Here is a 22,949-nt window from a genome sequence, read left to right as displayed (position 1 = left end):
TGCAACAGCACGATGGTGAGGCATTCCGGCGAAAACGGCCTTCAGGGCAGGATCTTGCCGGGATTCATAATGCCCTTGGGATCGAGCGCCTGCTTGATCGCCCGCATGGCGTCGAGCGTCGCCGCCCCGTGCTCGGCTTCCATGTATTTGCGCTTGCCCTGGCCGACGCCATGCTCGCCGGTGGCGGTGCCGCCCATGGCCAGCGCCCGCTTCACCATGCGCGAGATGAAGTCCTTCGCCTTGGCGACGTCCTGCGGGTCGTCCATGTCGACCAGCGTCACCGTGTGGAAATTGCCGTCGCCGACATGGCCGACGATGGGGGCGATCATGCCCATTTCCTCGATGTCGCGCTTGGTCTCGTCGACGCATTCGGCGAGGCGCGAAATCGGCACGCACACATCGGTGGCCAGCGCCTTGGCGCCCGGCTTCAGCGGCAGACAGGCCCAGTAGGCGTCATGCCGCGCCTGCCACAGCTTGGAACGGTCCTCCGGGCGCGTCGCCCAGGAGAAGGCGCCGCCGCCGAAATCGGTGGCGATCTCGCCGAAACGCTCGGCCTGCTCATGCACGCCGGCCTCGGTGCCGTGGAACTCGACGAACAGCGTCGGCTGCTCGGCGAGGTCGAGCTTGGAATAGGCGTTGCACGCCTTCACCTGCACCTCGTCGAGCAGTTCGATGCGCGCCACCGGCAGGCCGGACTGGATGGTGGCGATCACCGCGTCGCAGGCCGAGCGGATGGTGGGGAACGGGCAGACACCGGCGGAGATCGCCTCCGGCTGGCCGGACAGCTTCAGCGTCAGCTGGGTGATCACCCCGAGCGTGCCCTCGGCGCCGACCAGCAGACGGGTAAGGTCGTAGCCGGCCGAGGACTTGCGGGCGCGCCGCGCGGTGGTGATCAGCTCGCCATTGGCCAGCACCGCGTTCAGCGAGATAACATTGTCCTTCATCGTGCCGTAGCGCACCGCATTGGTGCCGGAGGCGCGGGTGGAGGCCATGCCGCCCAGCGAGGCGTCGGCGCCGGGATCGATGGGGAAGAACAGGCCGACGTCGCGCAGATGCTCGTTGAGCTGCTTGCGGGTGACGCCCGGCTCCACCACGCAGTCGAGGTCTTCCATATTTACGGCGAGGACGCGGTTCATCCGCGACAGGTCGATGGAGATGCCGCCCTGCGGCGCGTTGATCTGGCCTTCCAGCGACGAGCCGGTGCCGAACGGGATCACCGGCACGCCATTGGCGGCGCAGGTACGCACGATAATTTGAACGTCGTCCTCGCTCTCGGCGAACACCACGGCGTCGGGCGCCTGGTTGCCGAGCCAGGTGAGCGTGTTGGCGTGCTGCTCGCGGATCGCCCGGCCGGTGGCGAGGCGGTCGCCGAAGTGCTTGGCAAGGCTGGCAATCGCCACCGCGACTCCCGCCTCGGCCGCCCGTTCTTCCGTCGTCCCGTCCATCAGCTCGGCCATCTCCGCCTCCTCTTCGTCCTGCCCTACGGCGCCTCACGCGCGCGAGCCATATACCCTCCGCGCGCCCGGGGCGAGGTGTCCGTGACAGGTGATTCGCGAACCGCGCCGACAGATTCCGCGGAAACACACGAATTCCGCCCTTCTAACGCCATTTCGGCAGGTGACGGTTGCACCGAAAGTCGGCACAATGCTTGTCAATAAGGCAGCGCGCGGACGTGACGTTCCTCGTGAACGGCGGCGCTCCACAAAGTCGGGAATGGTGTCATGCTGGACGGGATCGATTTCGAACCCGTATTCTTCGCCCCATTCGTCTCGTCCGCGATGGCGGTCGAGCCCGGTTGGGTCGATTACGACGGGCAGCTGAATACAGCCTATTACAGCCTTCTGTTCGACCGCGCGGTCGACGAGGCGGTGTTCCTGGTCGGGCTCGGGCCGCATCTGACGGAAACCCGCAGCTCCTCCTTCTTCACCGTGGAGTCGCACCAGCGCTTCCTGCGCGAATTGCGCGCGGGCCATGAGGTGCGGGTGACTCTGCGTCTCGTCAATTACGACGAGAAGCGCATGCACCTGTTCCAGGAGATGCACCATGCCCGCGAGGGCTGGACCGCAGCCACCTGCGAGCTGGTGGCGCTGCATGTGGAAACCGGCACCCGCCGGCCCTCGCCCTTCCCGGACGAGGTGCTGGAGCGCCTCGCGCTGATGCGGGCGGCGCATGGCGCCCTGCCGCCGCCCGACGGGCTCGGCCGGCCGGTCAACATGCCGATCCGCCTCTCCTGAGGCAGCTTCGGGCGGTCGCCGGCCTGTCCGGCGCCCGCCATGCTCCGCATCGGTCCGCTTTGCGATAGTTGCAGGCCTGCCATGAGTTTGCGTCGCTTTTTGTGCGCCGCAAAAGGTTTATGCTGCGTGGCATAAACTCTTGCTCCGACGGAGACACCTCATGGCCACGTCTTTTGCCATTGCCGCGATCCACACCGATCCTGCCGCCCGCCAGCCGGAAGCCGACGCCCCCTCGCGCGGCGTCTTCGGCCGTCTGCTCGACCGGCTCATCGAGGCCCGTACCGCACAAGCCCGCCTCGAGCTCGCACGCCATGCCCATGTCGGCAAGTATGACGCCCACCAGGCCTCGGTGCTCGAACTCTTCGTGCGCGCCGATCGCGTCGGCTGACCCCGACATAATCGTCCGGCCTCCGGTGCCGGCGCAGGAACCTTCCGCGAGCGCCTAGCGCCGCGGCCGGCCTGCATCGGCCGCCAGCTCCAGCGTCGTCCATCCCTCGATGGTGCGGCGACGCTTGAGATACAGCCCCTGCGCGCGATAGGCGGCCAGTGCCGCATTGGCGTGCGAGGGCAGTAGCCCCGACAGCACCACCGTCCCGCCTTTGGCGAGCAGCGGCCGTAGCGGCCGGGCGATGCCCTTGAGCGGCGCCAGCAGAATATTGGCGAGGATCAGGTCGTAGGGCCCTTGGCCGCGAAATTCCTGCGCACCCAGCCCCGGCGCGTGCAGGAAGCGCACGAACGGCGCCGCATGATTGGCGCGGGCGTTCTCCTTCGCCGTCGCCACCGCCACCCGGTCGATGTCGCTCGCCAGCACCGGCGTGTGGAACAGCAGCGCCGCCCCCATGCCCAGCACACCCGTCCCGGTGCCGACATCGAGCGTCCGCGCCGGCCGCCGGCGCTTGCCATAGGCGTGGATCGCCGCGAGGCAGCCCTTGGTGGTGCCGTGATGGCCAGTGCCGAAGGCGAGCGCCGCCTCGATCTCGATGCCGATGCGGCTGCCGCCGCCGGCCCGGTCGCGATCATGCGAGCCGTGCACCACGAAGCGGCCGATCGCCACCGGCGCCAGCCCCTCCAGCGAGGCGGCCACCCAGTCCTTCTTGTCGAGGATGGAGAACACCGCCGCCTCTGCCGCCGCCGGCGAGACGAGGGCGATCAGCTCGCGCACGCTCTCCTCGTCCGGCTCCTCGGCGAAATAGACCTCCACCGCCCAGCCCGAGCCCTCGGCGCGGTCCTCGACCTCGAAGGCGGAGGTCGCCACCTCGGCAGGATCGAAACTCTCGCCGAGATATTCGGCGATCGCCCGCGCCTCGTGCTCGGGCGCGTCGACGCGCATCACATGCGACGCACCGTTGGGCGGAAGTCCTTCGAGCATGGCCGGCCTCGCGGGTGGAAAGGAATGCGCGCTGTTTACGAAAGCGCGCGCCGGAAGGCCAGAGGCGCCGACTATTCCGCCGCCTCGCGCGAGCCAGCGGGGAAAGAGACCAGCGCTACGAGATGCTGGCGCAGATCATCAGCTATAGCGGGATCGCGCCGTAGTTCCGAAAGCGAACGCGCGGCGGGCAACGCTTTGCCTTGAGCCTCCAGAGCCTCGGCAAACAGCCCAATCGCCTCCGGCGCGTGGCGAAGAGCCTCATCGACATCATCGCCCGCGGCAAAGCAACCTGGAAGGTCGGGAAACCAGATGCCGGCTGCGGTAGTCGGCCCAGCATCCTCAACGATGGCAACGTAGTGCGTCATGACTCTCCCGATCAGTCGAGTACCCATCCCGCCGCCTTGTAGATGGCGCGAACCAGACCCGAGCCGAGATCCTTCTTCGGATGCGGCAGCACGAGTATCGCCCCGCTTTCCCGATTACGGAAGATGTGATGCGATCCCTTCACGCGATCCACTACCCAGCCCTCGCGTTCGAGGCGCTTCTTGATGTCGCGGCTGCTCGTCAGCATGGTTCACCGGCGTGTTTGAAGTCACCGGCTCAGACTTAGACGGGAAATTCATACCAATAAAAACATGCCAGATTTGAACACCTGACCCGTAATCAGTCGTTCTTAACGTTAACCATCGGCCATCCCAGGCAGACGTTCCCGGCCAGCCGCGTCGACATTCCTAAGCCATCCACAGAAACCTCACACCCCCTCGACATAGGTATCGAGCACCCGCTTCTCGCCGGCCTTGTCGAACTGCACGGTGAGCTTGTTGCCCTCGGCCGCCGTCACCTCGCCATAGCCGAACTTCTGGTGGAACACCCGCGTCCCCACCGGAAAGCGCGACGGCGCCCCGGTCGAGCTCGCCACCAGCTGCCCCTCGATGATGCGCCCGCCGCCCCGCGACGCGCCCGGGCTGTAGCGCGAGGCGCCCTCCGAGAAGCCGCCAAACTGCCCTTCGCGCCGGGAGTTCTGCGTGCCCGCATTCGCGCTCGCATTGGCCTGCGCGTGGCTCTGCGCCCGCTGCCAGCCCGGCGTCGAATAGGTCGAGCCGAAGGTCTGCGCCTCGTCGAAGCGGCTCGGGCCGTATCCATAGCGCCCGGCGCTGGTCGCTCCGCCCCAGCCATGGCCGCCACGCGATTCCGTCACCTCGACATGCGCTTCCGGCAATTCGTCGAGGAAGCGGCTCGGCACGCTCGATTGCCACATGCCGTGGATGCGCCGGTTGGAGGCGAAGAACACCTTGGCGAACCGGCGGGCTCGGGTGATGCCCACATAGGCCAGGCGCCGCTCCTCCTCCAGCCCGGCGCGCCCCTGCTCGTCGAGCGCGCGCTGGTGCGGGAACAACCCCTCCTCCCAGCCGGGCAGGAACACTACGTCGAATTCCAGCCCCTTGGCGGAATGCAGCGTCATGATGCTGACCGCATCGCCGGCGCCGGAGCCCTCAGCGTCCATCACCAGCGAGATGTGCTCGAGGAAACCGACGAGGTTCTCGAACGGCTCCATCGAGCGCACGAGTTCCTTCAGGTTCTCCAGCCGCCCGGCGGCATCGGCCGAGCGGTCCTTCTGCCACATCTCGGTATAGCCGCTCTCGTCGAGCACGATCTCGGCGAGTTGGCTCTGCGGCAGATTGCCCATCTGCTCGCGCCAGCGGTCGAAGGAGCCGACGAGGTCACGTAAAGTGAGCCGCACCTTCGGCTTCAGCTCCTCCGAGCCGACCAGCTGCCGCGCCGCCTCGACCAGCGGCACGCCGACGGCGCGCGCATGGTCGTGGATCTGCCGGAGCGCCGCATCGCCGAGCCCGCGCTTGGGCACGTTGACGATGCGTTCGAAGGCGAGGTCGTCGGCCGGCGAGGCGATGACGCGCAGATAGGCCAGAGCGTCGCGGATTTCCGCCCGCTCGTAGAAGCGCGGGCCGCCGATGACGCGGTAGTTCAGCCCCAGCGTGACGAAGCGGTCTTCGAATTCGCGCATCTGGAACGAGGCGCGCACCAGGATCGCCATCTGCGACAGCGAGCGGCCCTGATGCTGCAGCGCCTCGATCTCCTCGCCGATGGCGCGCGCCTCCTCCTGGCTGTCCCAGGCGCCGGTCACCGTCACCTTCTCGCCGCTGTCACCCTCGGAGAACAGCGTCTTGCCGAGCCGCCCCTCATTATGGGCGATCAGATGTGCGGCGGCGCCGAGGATATGGCCCGTGGAGCGGTAATTGCGTTCCAGCCGCACCACCGTGGCGCCGGGAAAGTCGCTCTCGAAGCGCAGGATGTTGTCCACCTCGGCACCGCGCCAGCCATAGATCGACTGGTCGTCGTCGCCGACGCAGCACACATTGTGCGAGCCCTGCGCCAGTAGCCGCAGCCAGAGATACTGCGCGACGTTGGTGTCCTGATATTCGTCGACGAGCAGGTAGCGGAAGCGCTTGTGGTATTCCGCCAGCACATCGGGATTTTCGCGCAGGAGGCGGATGCTCTCCAGCAGCAGGTCGCCGAAATCCACCGCGTTCAGCGCCTTCAGCCGCGCCTGATAGTCGGCATAGAGCTTCTGCCCGCGGCCGTTCGCAAACGCTGCGCCTTCGCCGGCCGACACCATGTCCGGCGTCAGGCCGCGATTCTTCCAGCCGTCGATGGTGTTGGCGAGCAGCCGCGCCGGCCAGCGCTTCTCGTCGATCTGCTCGGCCTGCAGCAGCTGCTTGAGCAGCCTTATCTGGTCGTCGGTGTCGAGAATGGTGAAGCCCGACTTCAGCCCGACCAGCTCGGCGTGCCGGCGCAGCATCCGCACACCGATGGAGTGGAAGGTGCCCAGCCACGGCATGCCCTCCACCTGCTCGCCGACCATGGCGCCGATGCGGTCCTTCATCTCGCGCGCCGCCTTGTTGGTGAAGGTCACGGCGAGGATCTGCGAGGGCCAGGCGAGGCCGAGCGAGAGGATATGCGCGATGCGGGTGGTCAGCACCCGCGTCTTGCCGGTACCGGCGCCGGCGAGCACCAGCACCGGGCCTTCGGTCGCCTCCACCGCGGCGCGTTGCTCGGGATTCAGCCCGTCGAGATAGGCCGGCGCGCGGCCGACCGGGCCGGGCGGCTGGGCGCCCGCGCGGGCACGCGCGGCGATGCCGCCCGGGCGCGGCGTGTGCGCCGGCAGGTCGAAGGGAATGTCGTCGTCCGGTGTATTCCAGGGGTCGGCCAAGGGCCCGCTCGTTCTCGTCATCAGCGCGGCTTCCGGCCGGACGACATCGCCCGGACAACTTCAGGAAAGCGCGCGCGCCTCAATAAGCCGGCGCTGTTGCCGGGAAAGCCTCACTCGGCCTTCCCGGCAACAGCGCCGGCGATTCTTGCAGGAACAAAATGGCATCGGCAGGTCCGTTTGGCGAGGCCGGCCCGATGCGCACCGCTTTTTCAAGGGCGCGGCAGCACCGTCGTCACCGGTGAATCCGCCGGCGGGCGGGAGCCGAACCACTTGCGGTGGATCTCCGCCAGCGTGCCCTTGGCCTTGATCTGCGACAGGGCCGCGTCGACCCGCCCGGTCCAGGCGGAGCCGCGCCGCAGCATGAGGGCGTAGCGGTCCTCGGTCGGCAGCCGGGCGATGACGGCGAGGTCGCGGCTGTCCAGCAGCGCGTAGAGCAGCGCCGGCTCGTCGCCGAAATAGGCGGCCACCTCACCGCTCCGCAGCAGCGCCAGCGCCTGGTCGAGGCCGTCGACATAGCGGATGGCGCGGACGGCGTAGCGGCCCTTGCTCGCCTCCAGCCATTGCGCATTGGTCGAGGCGGGCGTCGTCGCCGCCGTCTTGCCGGCCAGCCCCGCCAGATCGCGGATGCCGGAGGTCTTCAGCACCGCCACCGCCTGCGAGGTGCGGTAATAGGGCTGGGTGAAATCGAAGAGGCCGAGCCGCTCCGGCGTCACGGTGATGCTGCTCGCCACCACGTCGACCCGCCCGGCGTCCAGCGCCTCGAACAGTTCGGCAAAGCCCATCGGCCGCAGGGCCACCTCGACGCCGAGCTCCTTGCCCAGCGCCTGCACCATGTCGATGTCGAAGCCGACATAGGCGCCTTTTTCGTCGCGAAACTCCCAGGGCCGGTTGTCGAGATGCACGCCGACGGTCAGTTGCGCCACCGCCGGCGACAGCGCCGGGAACAACGCCAGCATCAGGCCGATGGCGACGAACGCCAGTCGGCGGCAAGCCGTCCGGACCATGAGGGAAGCTCCATTTGCCGGGCGGTCAGATTGACGTTCCAAGGGATCGGGTCGATGCTGGCGCAATCGTCTCTCCTCGTCCAGCCGGTTCCCCCAACATGTCGTACGGACTCTTTACGATGACCGCGCTGGCCGGCGCGCTATACGTGCTGATGCCCGGTCCGGCCTTCCTGGCGTTGTTCTCGCTCGCCGCCGCGCAGGGGCGCGGCGCCGGGGTGCGGTTCGTCAGCGGCCATCTCGTCGGCGACCTGTTCTGGGGCACGCTGGCCTTCGCCGCCATCATCGGCGTCAACCAGCTCGGGCCGACTTTGTTCGATCTGCTCGGCATCGCCTGCGGACTTTACCTGTGCTGGCTCGGCGTCAAGGCGCTGACCTCGAAGGGCAGCACCGGCGCGCCGATCGGCGCCGGCCGGCCGCTGATCACCGGCATATTGTTCGGCCTCACCAACCCGAAGGCCTATCCGGTGTCGGTGGCGATGTACACGGCGCTCACCGCCAGCTACGCCACCTCGCTCGCCTGGAGCGACGCGCCCATCCTGATGGCGGCGGCCTTTATCGGCTTCATCGCCGCCGATATCATCCTGGTCTGGGCCGCCGGCCTCGCCCCGGTGCGGCGGGTGTTCATGCGCCACGGCACCCTCATCACCCGCCTCGTCGGGGTGATGTTCATCGCCTTCGGCGCCAAGTCGCTGTGGGATGCCGGCCGGGCCATGCATAGCCGTGCCTAGCCCGCAGCGACGCCCGGCCACAGCCGAGTGTCGCTCCATGCCGAGCGAGACGCGCCGCCGTCTCCGTTCCCTCCTTCGTGCCTGAGAGAGTGCCTGTCATGCCCGCTTCGACGCTGCAATCCTTCGCCGATTCCGCCGCCCCCGAGCACGGCGCCGCCCATCTCGCGCGGCTGCGCGCCGAGCTCGACCGCCGCGGGCTGGACGGCTTCGTCGTTCCCCGCGCCGACGCGCACCAGAACGAATATGTGCCGCCCTGCGACGAGCGCCTCGCCTGGCTCACCGGCTTCACCGGCTCGGCCGGCATCGCCCTGGTGCTACGCCAGGAAGCCGCCCTCGTGGTCGACGGGCGCTACACCATCCAGGCCGCCGCCCAGACCGATCCCGGCTCCTACACCGTGGTGCAGCTGGCGCAGCAGAGCCCGGAAGCCTGGCTCGCCGCCAAGGCGCCCGCCGGCGCCCGCATCGGCTACGACCCGTGGCTGACCACGCTCGACGCGCTCGACCGGCTGCGCAAGGCGGCGGCCAGCGCCGACGCCGTGCTGGTGGCGGTCGACGGCAATCCCATCGACGCCGCGTGGAACGACCGCCCGGCCGCCCCGGCGGCGCCGGTCACGCTGCGCGATCCGGCGCTGGCGGGCGAGACCACCGAATCGAAGCTCGCCCGCATCCGCGAGAAGCTCGCGGCGGAAAAGCTCGACGCCGTCGTGCTCTCCGATCCGCATGGCGTCGCCTGGACCTTCAACATCCGTGGCGGCGACGTCTCCTTCACCCCGCTGCCGCTCTCCTGGGCTATCGTGCCGCGCGAGGGACGCCCGACGCTGTTCGTCGACGCCCGCAAGCTCTCCAACGCCGTGCGCGACGCGCTGGCCACGCAGGCGGAGATCGCCGAACCGGTGATGCTGGAGCGCGCCCTCGATCTGGTGGCGGCCGGCGGCGCCACCATCCGCCTCGACCAGGCGACCGCCCCCGCCCAGCTCGCCTCCCGCATCGAGGCGGCGGGCGGCAAGGTCTCGCGCGGCGCCAGCCCGGTGGCGCTGATGCAGGCGGCCAAGAACGCCGCCGAGCTCGCCGGCATGCGCGCCGCGCATCGGCGCGACGGTGCCGCGCTCATCCGCTTCCTCGCCTGGTTCGACCGCGAGGCGCCCAAGGGCGCGCTCACCGAGATCGACTGCGTGGTGGCGCTGGAGACTTTCCGCCGTGACACCGGGCTGCTGAAGGACCTGTCCTTCCCCTCCATCGCCGGCGCCGGTCCAAACGGCGCGCTGCCGCATTACCGGGTCAGCGAGGCCAGCAACCGGCCTCTCAACCTCGGCGAGCTGTTCGTCATCGATTCCGGCGCGCAATATGAGGACGGCACCACCGACGTCACCCGCACCTTGCCGGTCGGCGAACCCAGCGACGAGATGCGCGACCGCTACACCCGCGTGCTCAAGGGCCACATCGCGGTAGCCCGCGCCATCTTCCCGAAAGGCACCTCCGGCGCGCAGCTCGATCCCTTCGCCCGCCAGTTCCTGTGGGCGGCCGGGCTCGATTTCGATCATGGCACCGGCCACGGCGTGGGGGCCTATCTCTCGGTCCACGAGGGGCCGGCGCGCATCTCCAAGCTCGGCACCGTGCCGCTGGAGGAAGGCATGGTTCTCTCCGACGAGCCCGGCTTCTACAAGGAAGGCGGCTTCGGCATCCGGCTGGAGAACCTGATCGTGGTGCAGGCCGAGCCCATCCCGCCCGGCGGCGAGCGCGAGCTGTTCAGCTTCGAGACCATCACCTTCGCCCCCTTCGACCGGCGGGTCATCGACCCGGTGATGCTCACCGACGAAGAGATCGCCTGGCTGGACGACTACCATGCCCGGGTGCGCGAGCTGATCGGCCCGCAGGTTGCCGGCGAAGCCGAGGTGGCCGGGTGGCTGATCGAGGCCACCGCCCCGCTGCAGGGCTGAGCGAGCGGGTAGCCGACGGGCTGCCCTCCACGCCCTTCTCGCTGGATCAACGAAGAAGAGCACGATGGTTCAATGGAACCATCGTGCAGGACAGGCGTTCTCCTCGCAACCCAAGTCTATGGGACCCGAAGGAGACGCCGTCATGGTCACTATTCTTCTGATCGTCCTGATCCTTATCCTGGTCGGCGCCCTGCCCAGCTGGGGATACAGCCGCAGCTGGGGTTATGGCCCGAGCGGAATCGTCACGATTCTTGTGGTTATTCTGATCGTGATGATGCTCACCGGACGGGTATAGTCACACCGCGCCATCAGCGACCGCGCCCACGCCCGCGGCACGGCCCCACCGGCACGGCACCGCAGCCCGCGCACGCAATCAGGGAAGCTGGAGGCCTCGCGTAGCGTCCAAGCCATATCCTGGCCGAACCCCTACGCACCTCCAAAGAAGGGCCGCCGCGTCTCCCCCCGCGGCGGCCCTTATCGTTTTGGTCGGCAGATAAGCCGGCGGGACGCCCCGTCAGCCCGTGATCGGATAGCGTCAGGCGCCCCATTCCTCGGCGATATCGGCGCCGGTCTTCATGCCCGCCCCGGCGAATTCCAGCGCCGCCATCAGCGCCGCCTGCACGCTCGCCGCCGGCACATCGGTGCCGCCGAAGCCGAGGTCGCGCGTCGCGGTGGCGTCATGCGCCACCGTCACCTGATAGCCGAGGTCGAGCGCGGCCCGCGTCGCCGCGTCGACGCACATATGGCTCATCGCCCCGACGATCACGAGCCGATTGGTCCCCTGCCCCTTCAGCGTCGCGTCGAGCGCGGTGTCGAGAAAGGCGTTGACGTTCTGCTTCACCACCACCGGCTCGCCCGCCTGCGGGCTCACGGCGGGGTTGATCTCAGCCCCGGTCGTGCCGTTGCCGAAGAAGCCGGCCTCCGGCGAGGGATCCTCGTGGCGGACATGCACGATGCCGTGCCCCTGCCGGCGCGCCGCCTCGAGCAGGCGGGCCGCCTCGACGGCCGCCTCCTCCATGCCGACTAGCGGGTATTTTCCACCGGGGAAATAGTCGTTCTGGATGTCGATCAGCAGCAGCGTGGTGTCGGCCATGGGAGGCTCCTCGACGGGATGATGAACGCAATAAACAGAGAAAACGCCGGCTCAGCCGTCGCCGGCCAGCGCCAGCCACTCGTCCTCGGTGAGCACGGCGACGCCGAGCTCGCGCGCCTTGGCGAGCTTGGAGCCGGCATCGGCGCCGGCGACGACGTAGTCGGTCTTCTTCGACACCGAGCCGGCGACCTTGGCGCCGAGCCGCTCGGCCATCGCCTTGGCGCCGTCACGGGTCATCTTTTCCAGCGCGCCGGTGAACACCACGGTCTTGCCGGCCACCGCGCCGGACGCCGCTGGCGCCGCCTCGGCGGGGATCACCCGGATCTCGGCCAGCAATTCGTCGAGCAGGCGGCGGTTGTGCTCCTCGGCGTGGAACTCGCACAGCGAGGTCGCCGCCACCTCGCCGACATCCGGCACGCCGGCGAGGTCGAGAAAACCCTTGCCCGGCCTCTGCCGGCGGGCGTCGGCGAGCGCGGCGAGGATGTCGCCGTCGGCGCCGTAGGCTTGCCGGATCGCCACCCGTTGCGGGGCGTTCGGCCGCGCACGGGCGAACACGTCGCGCAGCACCGCCTCGGCGCTCGCGCCCGGCTCGATCCCGCCCGGCTCGATCCCCGCCATCGCCTCGGCCAGCGCCTCGGCCTTGGTCTTGCCGACCGAACGCAAATCGAGCAGCCGCACCCACGCCTCGCCCGGACGGCCCGGCGCGGCGGCTTCCAGCGCGGCGCGCAGCGCCTCGATGCTGCGGTAGGTCCGCGCCAGCGCCTTTGCCGTCACCTCGCCGACATGGCGGATGCCGAGCCCATAGACGAAACGAGCCAGCGGCACCTCGCGGCGCTCGTCGATGGAGGCGAACAGCTTGTCGACGCCGAGGAACTGGCGTTCCTCCTCGGTCAGCACCTTCTTGCGTGCCTGTCCGGTCTCGATCTCGCGCTGGCGGGCGCGTTCCTCGCGCTGGGCATAGAACGCGGCCCGCACCTCCTCGCCGCGCGTGTGCAGCCGGAAGATGTCGGCCGGGGTGCGCAGCAGCCCGGCCTCGAACAGCGTCTGCACGTTCTCGTCGCCGAGCCCTTCGATGTCGAGGGCGTCGCGGGCGACGAAATGACGGATGCGCTCCACCGCCTGCGCCGGGCAGATCAAGCCGCCGGTGCAGCGGCGCACCGATTCGCCCTCCTCCCGCGCCGCGTGCGAGCCGCAGGCCGGACAGACATGCGGGAACACGTAGCGGGTCGCCTCCGCCGGGCGGCGCTCCAGCACCACGTCCACCACTTGCGGGATGACGTCGCCGGCCCGCTGGATGGTGACGAAATCGCCGATGCGAATGTCGACCGGCCGGCCGTCGACGATGCCGCGGATCGGCTCGCCGTCGCCGCCTATGCCGGCGATGTAGTCCTCATTGTGCAGCGAGGCGTTCGAGACGACCACGCCGCCCACCGTGATCGGCGCCAGCTTGGCGACCGGGGTCAGCGCACCGGTGCGCCCGACCTGAATGTCGATGCCGAGCAGCTGCGTCACCGCCTTCTGCGCCGGGAATTTGTGCGCGATCGCCCAGCGCGGTGAGCGCGCGATGAAGCCGAGCTCGTCCTGGTAGTCGAGCCGGTCCACCTTGTAGACGACACCGTCAATGTCGTAGCCGAGCTCGGCCCGCCGCTCGCCGATCATCCGGTAATGCGCCAGCAGCTCGGCGGACGAGTGACAGCGCACGGTGAGCGGATTGGTCGGCAATCCCCAGCGCTTGAACGCCGCGATGACGCCGGACTGGGTGTCTGCCGGCAGCCCGCCCGGGCTCACCTCGCCCCAGGCATAGGCGAAGAAGCGCAGCGGCCGGGCGGCGGTGATCTTCGGATCGAGCTGGCGCAGGCTGCCGGCCGCCGCGTTGCGCGGATTGGCGAACACCGGCTTGCCCGCCTCCTGCTGGCGCTCGTTGAGCGCCGCGAAGTCGGCATGGCCCATATAGACCTCGCCGCGCACCTCGAACACGTCGGGGATCTCGAACATGTCGCGGCCGGCGAGCTGCGCGGGGATCTCGGAGATCGTCCGCACATTATTGGTGACGTCCTCGCCCTCGAAGCCGTCGCCGCGGGTAGCGGCGCTGACCAGCGTGCCTTTCTGATAGCGCAGCGAGCAGCTCAGCCCGTCGATCTTCGGCTCGGCGGTGAGGACGAGGTCCGCGTCTGGCGCGAGGTCGAGGAAGCGGCGGATGCGTGCCACGAACTCCTCCACCTCCTCGTCGGAGAAGGCGTTGCCGAGCGACAGCATCGGCACCGCATGGCGGATCTTGGCGAATCTGGCTGACGGTGCCGCGCCAACCTTCTCGGAGAGGCTGTCGAGGCCCTTCAGCTCCGGGAACGCCGCCTCGATCGCCTCGTAGCGGCGGCGCAGCGCGTCATAGTCCGCGTCAGAGACGCTGGGCGCGTCGTCCTGGTAGTAGCGCCGGTCGTGCCCGGCGATCTCCTCGCCGAGCCGCGCATGTTCCTGGGCCGCCTCGTCGGCGGTGAGCTTCTCGACGGCGATATCGGCGGGGGATGCGGTCATGCGGTCGACTTCACGGTCTCGGCGCTCTTCAGCAGCCGCTCGGCGGCGGCACGGGCTTCGGTGGTGATCTCGGCGCCCGACAGCATGCGGGCGATCTCCTCGCGGCGATGGTCGGGGGCGAGCGGGGCGACATGGGTGGCGACGCGGTCGCGCTCGGCGGTCATCTCCTTGGCGATGCGGTAGTGCTGCACGGCCCGCGCCGCCACCTGCGGCGCATGAGTCACCGCGATCACCTGCGCCTTGGCGCCCAGCCGGGCGAGCCGCGCGCCGATGGCGTCCGCCACCGCGCCGCCCACCCCGGTGTCGATCTCGTCGAACACAAGCGTCGGCGCCGAGCCCTTGTCGGCCAGCACCACCTTCAGCGCCAGCAGGAAGCGGGCGAGCTCGCCGCCGGAGGCGACCTTCATCATCGGCCCCGGCCTTGTGCCGGGATTGGTGCGCACCCAGAACTCGACGCGGTCATAGCCGTCGGCGCCGCCGCCGGCCGCATCGGTCTGGATATCGGTGGTGAACTGCGCCCGCTCCAGCTTCAGCGGCGGCAATTCGGCGTTCACCGCCGCGTCGAGCGCGACGCCGGCGCGATGGCGGCGCTCGGAGAGAGTGCCGGCGGCGGCGCGATAGGCGCCCTCCGCCTCAGCGGCCCGCGCCTCCAGACCGGCCAGCGCCTGCGCGCCATTGTCCAGCGCCTCCAGCTTGCCGACGAAGCGCGCGATGGTCTGCGGCAGGTCGTCGACGCGGCAGCTATATTTGCGGCCGGCGGCGCGCAGCGCGAACAGCCGCTCCTCGAGCCGCTCCAGCTCGCGCGGGTCGAAATCCGCCGCGCGCAGCGCCGCCTCCAGCAGCGTGCGCGCCAGTTCGAGCGCGTTCAGCGCATGGTCGATCGCCTCCACCGCCGGGCGCACCAGCGCCTCGGCCTCGCCGGCGCGGCGCTCCAGCCGGCGCACGGCGGCGGCAAGCGCCGGCACCGGCGAGCCGTGCCCGCCGACCGCCTCATGCGCCTCGCCGAGATCGGTGGCGATCTTCTCGTAGCGCATCATCTCCGAGCGCCTTGTCGCCAGCCGCTCCTCCTCGCCAGCCTCGGCGCCCAGCGCCGCGAGTTCCTCGGCCGCGTGGCGCAGGAAATCCGCCTCGCGGGCGGCCTCGTCGAGCCGGGCCCGCTCGGCGTCGCGTTCCTCGGTCAACGCGCGCCAGCGCCGCCACAGGCCGGCCACCTCGGCGGCCGCGACGGTCAGGCCGCCGAAGGCATCGAGCAGAACGCGATGCGAGGAGGTATCCACCAGCGCCCGGTCGGCATGCTGGCCGTGGATCTCCACCAGCGCCGCCCCGAGCGCGCGCAGCATCTGCGCGCTCACCGACTGGTCGTTGACGAAGGCGCGGGTTCGCCCGTCGGCGTGCTGGATGCGGCGCAGCACCAGCGCGCCGTCATCGGCGATGCCGGCCTCCGCCAGCAGCGCCCGCACCGGATGGTCGAGGGCAAGGTCGAACTCCGCCGTCACCTGCCCCTGGCCGGCGCCGTGGCGCACCAGCGAGCCGTCGCCGCGCCCGCCCAGCGCCAGGGTGAAGGCGTCGAGCAGGATCGACTTGCCGGCACCGGTCTCGCCGGTCAGCACGGTCAGGCCGGGCTCGAAGGCGAGGTCGAGCCGTTCGATGAGGACGATGTCCCTGATCGCCAGGGCAGCGAGCATGCGTCAGCTCCGAAGCGAATCCCGCCGGCGAAGCAGGCGCCGGCGCAAGGCAGGTTCTAGAGCATTTTCGCGTTGTGTTCACGTCGGGCGGCGAGAAATCGCCGCGAGCCCGACCAGCGCGGTGCGCCCGTCAGGAGCCGAGCTTGAAGCCCTGGAAAGCCTTGGCGATCCACGACTGGTTGTTCATCTGCGGGTTGACGCCGCGCGACTGCACCAGCTTGTAGGCGTCCTTGTACCAGGTGCTTTCCGGGAAATTATAGCCGAGCACCGCCGCCGAGGTCTGCGCCTCGTTGACGACGCCGAGCGCCATATAGGCCTCGGTCAGGCGATACAGCGCCTCCTCGGCGTGGCGCGTGGTCTGGTAGCGGGTCACGACCACCTTGAAGCGGTTGATCGCCCCGGCATAGTTGCGCTGCTCGAGATAGTAGCGCCCGATCATCATCTCCTTGCCGGCGAGCTGGTCGCGGGCCATCTCCAGCTTCTTCTTGGCGCTGACCGCATATTCCGTGTCGGGATATTTGCGGACCACCTCGTCGAGCGAGTCCATCGCCCGCTGGGTGCGGGTCTGGTCGCGGGAGATGTCGGGGATGAGGTCGAAATTCGCCGCCGCGACCAGATACTGCGCATAGGCGGCATCGGCCGAGCCGGGGTGCAGGGCAAGGTAGCGCTTGGCGGCGCCGATGCACTCGTCATACTTGCCCTGGGAATAGTTCACATAGGCGATCATCAGCATCGCCTTGCGCGCCCATTCCGAATAGGGGTGCTGGCGGTCCACGTCCTCGAAGCGGGTCAGCGCGCCGGAATAGTCTTCCTTCTGCATGAGGGTCAGGCCCTCATTGTAGCGCTGCTCCGCCGGCACGTCGGGAACGACGAGCTCTTCTTCCTTGGTATCGAAGAGATTGGCGCAGCCGGCCATCGGGAGGGCGGCGAGGGCCAGCGCGAACAGGCCGGCGACACGAGTGGTTCGCGGCGCCGGCTGGTTGCGGCCGGCGAGATGGAGAAGACGCATCACAGCTTTCGATCCCGATCCGGGAGCCACCGCCCCCCGCCGCGGCCCCTGCCCGGCACACAAGTCCCTGTCTAGCCGCTAGCGCCGCTTTCCGACCGGATTATGGCGACTGGGATGCCACGAACAGGCAATGTACGCGGCAACGCGGCGGAGCCGGCAAATGCCGGCCCATGGCGTGGCGTTTTTCAGAGCTCCGGCGCGTGCGCCGGCATCGCCACCGCGACGCCAAGACCGGCGGTCCCGCGCAGGGCGCGACGGCTCGGCAGGCGCGCCTCGACGATCTCATAGGCCGAACGATCGGCGAGCAGGGCGTCGACCACGGCGAAGTTCAGCTTGTGGCCGCCGCGATAGGAACGGTAGCGCCCCAGCAGCGGCATGCCGCCAAGGGCGAGATCGCCGACAGCATCGAGCGCCTTGTGACGGACGAACTCGTCGGACCAGCGCAGCCCGCCCTCGTTCACCACACCGTCCTCGCTGACGCAGATGGTGTTCTCCAGCGAGGCGCCGAGCGCATAGCCGGCCTCCCAGAGGCGATTGACGTCGCTGAGGAAGCCGAAGGTGCGGGCCGGCGCCAGCTCGCGACGGAACACGTCCGGCGACAGAGTGGCGGCATAGCGCTGGCGGCCGATGGCGGCGTGGGCGAAGTCGATCTCGACCTCGAGCCGGAAGCCCATATCGTAGGGCGACAGCTCGCCATAGCCGCTCTCGGTCTCGACCCGAACGGTCTTCAGCACCTTGAGATAGCGGCGGGCGTGATCGGTCTCGACGATGCCGGCTTCGTCGATGGCGGTAACGAAGAGATCGGCGCTGCCGTCGAGGATCGGCACTTCCGGCCCGTCGATCTCGACATGGGCGTTGTCGATGCCGAGGCCGGCGAGGCAGGCGAGAAGATGCTCGACGGTGGAGACCGCCGGGCCTTCCGCGTCGCGCAGCACGGTGGCGAGGTCGCTGCCGCGCACGGCGTCGCGGCAGGCGCGCACCGAGCGGGAGGCGTCGGAACGATGGAAGACGATGCCGGTATCGGCCGCGGCGGGAGAGACGGTCATGCGCGCCGCCTTGCCGGAATGAACGCCAACGCCGCTGAAGGCGACGCTGTCGGCAAGGGTGGTTTGGCTTACTGCGTTCATTCCGTCATCCCAGGAACGCGCCGGAGCCGGCGACATTCCCCCTTAAGACCTCGATACAGTCACAATCGGCCACCAGGATTCCACGGAGATCCGAATCTCCCGACGGCACTTTCTGACTTCACGATAGTCAGCGCCCCCTCGCGTGCCAAATCACGCTTGCTTACCGTCTGTTACCGTCCTGCAATACACCTTGGACGGGAAATAAACCCTTAAGATCAAATGCAAACGCCCGGACCTCACGGTCCGGGCGCTGCACTGCGTTAAACATTTGGTAACGGTCCGTTACCAGGAGCGCGCTACCGTTTCCCTCAGCCCTGACGGCGCAGGAAGGCGGGGATGTCGAGATGGTCGTCCTCGGCCGGGCGGGCGGCCTGCTGCGGACGGCCATGCTGGTCCATCGGGCGCTGCTGCACCGGGCGCTTGGCGAACTCCGACGCTTCGGGGCGACGCTCGGCGAGCGGGCGCTCCTCGGCATAGGCCTGCTGCTGCGGCGCGCGGCGCACCACCGGACGCGCCTCCGCCGGCGGATCGACCTCTTCCTCTTCCTCACGGCGGCCGAGGCCGACATGGGCGAGGCGCTGCAGCAGCGTCATGCGCTTCTTCTCGGCATATTGCTGCTCGGTCGGCTCGCCGCGGGCGGCGCGGATCTGGTTCTGCGCCGGCACCGGCAGTTCCTCGACCCGCGGCATGCGGGGCGCGCGCTGCTCGGGGCGCTCGGCCTGCGGCGGGATGAACGGCTCGAGCGACTCGTCCTGGTAGTCGTAGGCGGCGGCCTGCGGCTGCTCCTGCTCGACATAGAGCTGCGGCTTGGGCGGCAGCGAGCGGATGGTGACGTCGTCGATGGCACCGGCCTGCGGCGCGTAGCCGGTGTCCGAGGCGTAGACGTGCTCATTGGCGCTCGGGGCGGCGAAGGCGGGCTCGTAGGCCTGGTGCTGCGCGACCGGCTCCTCGCTCAGCGCCGAGGCGACCGAGCGCAGCGCGGCGTCGCGGCGGGCCTCGACGGCGAAGCGGCCGGCATTGGAGACGCGGCGGCCGCCGATGTCGGCGAGGTTGGACAGGCTGTGCGGGATCTGCTCGGGGATCACCGCCGGGTCGATGCCCGTGGCGACGACCGACACGCGGATGATGCCTTCCAGCGTCTCGTCGAAGGTGGCGCCGAGGATGATGTTGGCGTCCGGGTCGACTTCCTCGCGGATGCGGGTCGCCGCCTCGTCCACCTCGAACAGGGTGAGGTCACGGCCGCCGGTGATCGAGATCAGGAGGCCGCGGGCGCCGCGCATCGACACCTCGTCGAGCAGCGGGTTGGCGATCGCCGCCTCGGCGGCGTGCAGAGCGCGCTTCTCGCCGGAGGCCTCGCCGGTGCCCATCATCGCCTTGCCCATCTCGCGCATCACGGCGCGGACGTCGGCGAAGTCGAGGTTGATCAGGCCTTCCTTCACCATCAGGTCGGTGATGCAGGCGACGCCGGAATACAGCACCTGGTCGGCCATCGCGAAGGCGTCGGCGAAGGTGGTCTTCTCGTTGGCCACCCGGAACAGGTTCTGGTTCGGGATGATGATGAGGGTGTCGACGCTCTTCTGCAGCTCGGCGATGCCCATCTCGCCGATGCGCATGCGGCGCTGGCCTTCGAAGTGGAACGGCTTGGTCACCACGCCGACGGTGAGGATGCCGAGCTCGCGGGCGGCGCGGGCGATGACGGGGGCCGCGCCGGTGCCGGTGCCGCCGCCCATGCCGGCGGTGATGAACGCCATGTGCGCGCCGGCGAGGTGATCGCGGATCTCGTCGAGCGCCTCTTCCGCCGCCGCGCGGCCGACTTCCGGCTGCGAGCCGGCGCCGAGGCCCTCGGTGACGGCGACGCCCATCTGCACGATGCGCTCGGCCTTGGAGAGCGCCAGCGCCTGCGCGTCGGTATTGGCCACCACGAAGTCCACGCCCGACAGGCCGGCCGTGATCATGTTGTTGACGGCGTTGCCGCCGGCGCCGCCGACGCCGAACACGGTGATCCGGGGGCGCAGCTCGCGAATATCAGGCACCTGGAGGTTGATGGTCATTGAATCTGTCCCCTAACGCCGGCGGGCACGCGTCCCGACTCGATTTCTGTGGTGCCGGTTCCGCCGGCGCGGATGTGATGAACCATGGTCAGAACGCCTCCCTCAGCCAGTGGCCGACGCGGGAGAAGTACCCGTCGGAGCCCGCCTGGGAGACGCGGCGGCGACCCGCCTCGAAATGTTCGAGGCCCGCCACCTGCGGATAGACGAGCAGGCCGGCGGCCACCGCGAAGGAGGCGCCGCGCACCGCCTCGGGCAGCCGGGAGATGCCGAGCGGGCGGCCGACCCGCACCAGCGAACCGACCTGCGGCCCGAGGATCTGGCCGACCAGTTCGGCATGGCCGGTGAGCTGGCTGGCGCCGCCGGTCAGCACGATGCGCCGGCCGGCATCGGCGGCGTGGCCGGAAGCGACCAGCCGGTCGCGAATCAGCTCGACGATCTCCTCCACCCGCGGGCGGATGATGTGCAGCAGCCGCGACTTCGGCACCGCGCGCGGCAGGTCGCGCTGGTCCTCGGAGATCGCCGGCACGGTGAGCATCTCGCGCTCGTCGGCACCGACCGCGATCACCCCGCCATGCAGGCTCTTCAGCCGCTCGGCGTCGGCGAGGCGGGTGGAGAGGCCGCGCGCGACGTCGTTGGTGATGTGCTGGCCGCCGACCGCGATGCCGTCGACATGCACGCAATGGCCGTTGACCACCACGGCGACGGTGGTGGTGCCGGCGCCGAAATCGATCAGCACGGTGCCGAGCTCGGACTCGTCGTCGGCGAGCGCGGAGAGCGCCGCCGCATAGGGCGCCGCCACCATGGCCTCGACGCCGAGATGGCAGCGCTCGACGCACAGCAGCAGGTTGCGTACCGCCGAGGCGTCGGCGGTGATCACGTGCAGGTCGACACCGAGGCGCCGGCCCAGCATGCCGCGCGGCTCGGCGACGCCGGGCACGCCGTCGATGGTGTAGCTCACCGGCAGCGCGTGCAGCACGACGCGGCCGTCGCCGACCGCGAAGGTCGAGGCGGCGTCGAGCACGCGGCGGATGTCGCCCTCGGCGACCGCCGGCTCGGGCAGGTCGATCTCGGCGTTGAAATGCTCGGAGCCCAGCCGCCCGCCCGCCATGGAGACGATGACCGAGGCGATCTGCGCCCCCGCCATGCGTTCGGCGGCGTCCACCGCCCGGCGGATGGCGTGCTCGGCGCGCTCCATGTCGGCGACGGTGCCGCCCTTGATGCCGTGGGCGCTGGTATGGCCGACGCCGAGCACCTCGATGGCGTGGGTGCGGCGGCGCAGGCTCATCGAGGCGTCGCGCGGCTTCAGCCGGGCGATCAGGCAAACGATCTTGGAGGTGCCGATCTCCAGCACGCCGACCACGCCGGAACGGCGCGGCGACAGCGGACGCATCTTGGGAACGATGTCATAGGGCGCGCGCACGCTCATGTGTTGGGCGCCTTCTTCTTGGCCTTGGGATCGGGCTGGCGCGCCTCATAGGCGGCGTCGGACAGGCGCACCGACACGCGGTCGGGCAGGCGCAGGTCGATGATGGTCACGTCGCGGGTCAGCAATTGCTTGTCGCGGTCGAGCACCGCGAGTTCCTGCAGGGCCTCGGGCATGCCGGTCTCGGGCAGGCGCACATCGACGCCGTTGCGCATCTTCAGCGTCCAGCGCCGGTCGGCGACGCGGATCGCCGCGCGCACCTTGTCGCGCACGCCCGGCACCAGGCCGAGCGCCTCGACGATCTCGGTGACGTGGTTCTGCGCCCCTTCGCCCACCACGATCGGCAGGCGGATGTAGCGCGGATCGTCGGAATAGGGGGCGATCACGGTGCCGTCGCGGGCGATGACGTTGATCTTGCCGTCCTTCTGCCAGAGCGCGAAGCCCTCCCGCTCCACCACCTGGACGTCGAGGCGGTCGGGATAGAGCTTCTGCACCGTGGCGCGCTTGATCCAGGGAAGCTGTTCGAGCCGCATGCGCGCCTCTTCGGCGTCCAGCGTCAGCAGCGAGGAGGTCGGCTTCACGCCGGCGGTGGCGAGGATGTCGCCGGGGCTGACATGGTTCTGCCCGGCAAGGTTCACGGTCTTGATCTTGAAGCCGGCGATGTTGGCGACGCTGTCGGCCATGTCGCGCACGGTCTCCACCGCCTGCGGCATGTGCCCGCCGACCTGCAGGCCGTAGGCGCCGGTCGCCGCGAACAGCGCCGCCACCAGCCAGGTGCCGGCACCGTGGGTCGCCGCCCGCGAGGCCGCGAAGCCGACCAGCAGACGCTTGCCGCCGATGATCATCCGATTCGCGAATCGCGTGCGACCGCCCCCCGCCGCCGCCGGGGGCGTCGTCGTGCGGGCCGGCCTGCTGCCGCGTCCCTGATCCGCTATGGCCGCATTCGCGCCGTATCCGGGCTTCCGACCCGGATTCAACGATCGAGCGACGCGTCCTCCACCATCCATCTCACAAGCTCGCCGAACGAATAACCCGCATGGGCTGCCAGTTCGGGCATCACCGACGTCTCGGTCGTTCCGGGCTGGGTGCGGATTTCCAGACAGACCAGGCCGGAGTGATCTCCGGTCCGGTCGGCCTATCGGAAGTCCGACCTGCTGATGCCCCGACAGCCGAGCGCGTGGTGCGCCTTGGGGGACAGCATCCGTACCTTTTGGTAAATATTCGGTAAAATTCTCGCCGCCCGAATGCGCGGCGCGCCGCCCGAAGCGGGTTTTGCCCCGCAATCGCAGAACCTTAGGGCGGGAGGAATTTCTCTAGCGTCCAGAAGCGCTTCCCCCGGCACCGCCGGGACGGATTTCCGGCGTTTAAGCGCGCATTAAGCCCGCCGGCTTTCCACGGCCGCCCACTGGAAATGCGTTAACTTTTGCCGCGCCGACCGGCATCGGGCGACGCGCCCGGGCGAAGGCGCCGCCGCCTTCCGCTACCGACCCACCCGGGACGACCGATCCGGCACACATCCGCCTCGCCG

General features: G+C 69.5%; 20 protein-coding genes. 5 read left to right on the top strand and 15 right to left on the bottom strand.

Annotated features, from left to right (window positions below; translation table 11 throughout):
* Positions 1–41: 41 nt before the first annotated feature.
* The gene (locus tag LGR54_RS19865) at positions 42–1,457 is read right to left on the bottom strand and encodes an FAD-binding oxidoreductase (protein WP_370638240.1); all 1,416 of its coding nucleotides are present in this window, start codon (positions 1,455–1,457) and stop codon (positions 42–44) included.
* Between the two features lie 264 nt (positions 1,458–1,721).
* Between LGR54_RS19865 and LGR54_RS19860 the strand changes: the two genes are divergently transcribed.
* Together LGR54_RS19860 and LGR54_RS19855 are read left to right on the top strand one after the other, a co-directional pair.
* Entirely contained in the window at positions 1,722–2,234 is a 513-nt protein-coding gene (locus LGR54_RS19860; RefSeq protein WP_230363706.1) for a thioesterase family protein, read from the top strand.
* A 160-nt stretch (positions 2,235–2,394) separates the two neighbouring features.
* Positions 2,395–2,622 (top strand): hypothetical protein, encoded by a 228-nt coding sequence (locus tag LGR54_RS19855; RefSeq protein WP_230363705.1) that lies wholly within the window; start codon positions 2,395–2,397, stop codon positions 2,620–2,622.
* 54 nt (positions 2,623–2,676) lie between these two features.
* Here LGR54_RS19855 and LGR54_RS19850 read toward each other — a convergent pair whose 3' ends face one another.
* The 5 genes from LGR54_RS19850 to LGR54_RS19830 form a co-directional block, all read right to left on the bottom strand.
* Positions 2,677–3,603, bottom strand: a complete 927-nt coding sequence (locus LGR54_RS19850; RefSeq protein WP_230363704.1) for a 50S ribosomal protein L11 methyltransferase — start codon at positions 3,601–3,603, stop codon at positions 2,677–2,679.
* A 71-nt stretch (positions 3,604–3,674) separates the two neighbouring features.
* Complete coding sequence (locus LGR54_RS19845) at positions 3,675–3,968, bottom strand: type II toxin-antitoxin system HicB family antitoxin (RefSeq protein ID WP_230363703.1); 294 nt, start codon at positions 3,966–3,968, stop codon at positions 3,675–3,677.
* An 11-nt stretch (positions 3,969–3,979) separates the two neighbouring features.
* Positions 3,980–4,174, bottom strand: coding sequence for a type II toxin-antitoxin system HicA family toxin (locus LGR54_RS19840; RefSeq protein WP_230363702.1), 195 nt, complete (start codon positions 4,172–4,174; stop codon positions 3,980–3,982).
* Between the two features lie 180 nt (positions 4,175–4,354).
* Positions 4,355–6,853, bottom strand: coding sequence for an ATP-dependent helicase (locus LGR54_RS19835; RefSeq protein WP_230363701.1), 2,499 nt, complete (start codon positions 6,851–6,853; stop codon positions 4,355–4,357).
* Positions 6,854–7,041: 188 nt separating this feature from the next.
* A complete protein-coding gene (locus tag LGR54_RS19830; protein ID WP_230363700.1) occupies positions 7,042–7,836 on the bottom strand; it encodes a transporter substrate-binding domain-containing protein in 795 nt (264 codons plus the stop codon).
* A gap of 119 nt (positions 7,837–7,955) precedes the next feature.
* Between LGR54_RS19830 and LGR54_RS19825 the strand changes: the two genes are divergently transcribed.
* The 3 genes from LGR54_RS19825 (at position 7,956) to LGR54_RS19815 (ending at position 10,796) form a co-directional block, all read left to right on the top strand.
* The gene (locus LGR54_RS19825; protein WP_230363699.1) at positions 7,956–8,564 is read left to right on the top strand and encodes a LysE family translocator; all 609 of its coding nucleotides are present in this window, start codon (positions 7,956–7,958) and stop codon (positions 8,562–8,564) included.
* 98 nt (positions 8,565–8,662) lie between these two features.
* Positions 8,663–10,501, top strand: coding sequence for an aminopeptidase P family protein (locus tag LGR54_RS19820; protein WP_230363698.1), 1,839 nt, complete (start codon positions 8,663–8,665; stop codon positions 10,499–10,501).
* A 142-nt stretch (positions 10,502–10,643) separates the two neighbouring features.
* Positions 10,644–10,796 carry a DUF3309 domain-containing protein gene (locus LGR54_RS19815; protein ID WP_230363697.1) on the top strand — a complete coding sequence of 51 codons (153 nt, stop codon included), beginning with the start codon at positions 10,644–10,646 and terminating at the stop codon, positions 10,794–10,796.
* Between the two features lie 240 nt (positions 10,797–11,036).
* Here the strand turns inward: LGR54_RS19815 and LGR54_RS19810 are convergent, their stop codons facing one another.
* The 9 genes from LGR54_RS19810 to LGR54_RS26100 form a co-directional block, all read right to left on the bottom strand.
* Positions 11,037–11,594 (bottom strand): cysteine hydrolase family protein, encoded by a 558-nt coding sequence (locus tag LGR54_RS19810; protein ID WP_230363696.1) that lies wholly within the window; start codon positions 11,592–11,594, stop codon positions 11,037–11,039.
* A 51-nt stretch (positions 11,595–11,645) separates the two neighbouring features.
* Positions 11,646–14,126: an NAD-dependent DNA ligase LigA gene (ligA, locus tag LGR54_RS19805; protein WP_230363695.1), complete on the bottom strand. Its 2,481-nt coding sequence runs from the start codon at positions 14,124–14,126 to the stop codon at positions 11,646–11,648.
* Positions 14,123–15,811 (bottom strand): DNA repair protein RecN, encoded by a 1,689-nt coding sequence (recN, locus tag LGR54_RS19800; RefSeq protein ID WP_230363694.1) that lies wholly within the window; start codon positions 15,809–15,811, stop codon positions 14,123–14,125. The genes ligA and recN overlap by 4 nt, the downstream gene beginning before the upstream one ends.
* A gap of 130 nt (positions 15,812–15,941) precedes the next feature.
* Complete coding sequence (locus LGR54_RS19795) at positions 15,942–16,820, bottom strand: outer membrane protein assembly factor BamD (protein WP_255607752.1); 879 nt, start codon at positions 16,818–16,820, stop codon at positions 15,942–15,944.
* Between the two features lie 185 nt (positions 16,821–17,005).
* Positions 17,006–17,947, bottom strand: coding sequence for a UDP-3-O-acyl-N-acetylglucosamine deacetylase (lpxC, locus tag LGR54_RS19790; RefSeq protein WP_230363693.1), 942 nt, complete (start codon positions 17,945–17,947; stop codon positions 17,006–17,008).
* A gap of 308 nt (positions 17,948–18,255) precedes the next feature.
* Positions 18,256–19,998 (bottom strand): cell division protein FtsZ, encoded by a 1,743-nt coding sequence (ftsZ, locus tag LGR54_RS19785; protein WP_230363692.1) that lies wholly within the window; start codon positions 19,996–19,998, stop codon positions 18,256–18,258.
* An 88-nt stretch (positions 19,999–20,086) separates the two neighbouring features.
* Positions 20,087–21,424, bottom strand: a complete 1,338-nt coding sequence (gene ftsA, locus LGR54_RS19780; RefSeq protein ID WP_230363691.1) for a cell division protein FtsA — start codon at positions 21,422–21,424, stop codon at positions 20,087–20,089.
* Positions 21,421–22,266, bottom strand: coding sequence for a cell division protein FtsQ/DivIB (locus LGR54_RS19775; protein ID WP_230363690.1), 846 nt, complete (start codon positions 22,264–22,266; stop codon positions 21,421–21,423). Before LGR54_RS19775 ends, ftsA begins: the two co-directional genes overlap by 4 nt.
* Positions 22,267–22,394: 128 nt before the next feature.
* Positions 22,395–22,520 (bottom strand): hypothetical protein, encoded by a 126-nt coding sequence (locus LGR54_RS26100; RefSeq protein ID WP_370638249.1) that lies wholly within the window; start codon positions 22,518–22,520, stop codon positions 22,395–22,397.
* Positions 22,521–22,949 lie beyond the last annotated feature (429 nt).

It is taken from the genome of Ancylobacter sp. Lp-2 (assembly GCF_020523795.1).
In the GTDB taxonomy this organism is placed as follows: domain Bacteria; phylum Pseudomonadota; class Alphaproteobacteria; order Rhizobiales; family Xanthobacteraceae; genus Ancylobacter.
This window is presented reverse-complemented; position numbering and strand designations above follow the sequence as displayed.

What these genes read in the sequence shown, in the direction of transcription:
- LGR54_RS19865 (WP_370638240.1), bottom strand. Translation starts at nt 1,457, where the DNA reads ATGGCCGAGCTGATGGACGGGACGACGGAAGAACGGGCGGCCGAGGCG.
- LGR54_RS19860 (WP_230363706.1), top strand. Translation starts at nt 1,722, where the DNA reads ATGCTGGACGGGATCGATTTCGAACCCGTATTCTTCGCCCCATTCGTC.
- LGR54_RS19855 (WP_230363705.1), top strand. Translation starts at nt 2,395, where the DNA reads ATGGCCACGTCTTTTGCCATTGCCGCGATCCACACCGATCCTGCCGCC.
- LGR54_RS19850 (WP_230363704.1), bottom strand. Translation starts at nt 3,603, where the DNA reads ATGCTCGAAGGACTTCCGCCCAACGGTGCGTCGCATGTGATGCGCGTC.
- LGR54_RS19845 (WP_230363703.1), bottom strand. Translation starts at nt 3,968, where the DNA reads ATGACGCACTACGTTGCCATCGTTGAGGATGCTGGGCCGACTACCGCA.
- LGR54_RS19840 (WP_230363702.1), bottom strand. Translation starts at nt 4,174, where the DNA reads ATGCTGACGAGCAGCCGCGACATCAAGAAGCGCCTCGAACGCGAGGGC.
- LGR54_RS19835 (WP_230363701.1), bottom strand. Translation starts at nt 6,853, where the DNA reads ATGACGAGAACGAGCGGGCCCTTGGCCGACCCCTGGAATACACCGGAC.
- LGR54_RS19830 (WP_230363700.1), bottom strand. Translation starts at nt 7,836, where the DNA reads ATGGTCCGGACGGCTTGCCGCCGACTGGCGTTCGTCGCCATCGGCCTG.
- LGR54_RS19825 (WP_230363699.1), top strand. Translation starts at nt 7,956, where the DNA reads ATGACCGCGCTGGCCGGCGCGCTATACGTGCTGATGCCCGGTCCGGCC.
- LGR54_RS19820 (WP_230363698.1), top strand. Translation starts at nt 8,663, where the DNA reads ATGCCCGCTTCGACGCTGCAATCCTTCGCCGATTCCGCCGCCCCCGAG.
- LGR54_RS19815 (WP_230363697.1), top strand. Translation starts at nt 10,644, where the DNA reads ATGGTCACTATTCTTCTGATCGTCCTGATCCTTATCCTGGTCGGCGCC.
- LGR54_RS19810 (WP_230363696.1), bottom strand. Translation starts at nt 11,594, where the DNA reads ATGGCCGACACCACGCTGCTGCTGATCGACATCCAGAACGACTATTTC.
- ligA (WP_230363695.1), bottom strand. Translation starts at nt 14,126, where the DNA reads ATGACCGCATCCCCCGCCGATATCGCCGTCGAGAAGCTCACCGCCGAC.
- recN (WP_230363694.1), bottom strand. Translation starts at nt 15,811, where the DNA reads ATGCTCGCTGCCCTGGCGATCAGGGACATCGTCCTCATCGAACGGCTC.
- LGR54_RS19795 (WP_255607752.1), bottom strand. Translation starts at nt 16,820, where the DNA reads ATGCGTCTTCTCCATCTCGCCGGCCGCAACCAGCCGGCGCCGCGAACC.
- lpxC (WP_230363693.1), bottom strand. Translation starts at nt 17,947, where the DNA reads ATGAACGCAGTAAGCCAAACCACCCTTGCCGACAGCGTCGCCTTCAGC.
- ftsZ (WP_230363692.1), bottom strand. Translation starts at nt 19,998, where the DNA reads ATGACCATCAACCTCCAGGTGCCTGATATTCGCGAGCTGCGCCCCCGG.
- ftsA (WP_230363691.1), bottom strand. Translation starts at nt 21,424, where the DNA reads ATGAGCGTGCGCGCGCCCTATGACATCGTTCCCAAGATGCGTCCGCTG.
- LGR54_RS19775 (WP_230363690.1), bottom strand. Translation starts at nt 22,266, where the DNA reads ATGATCATCGGCGGCAAGCGTCTGCTGGTCGGCTTCGCGGCCTCGCGG.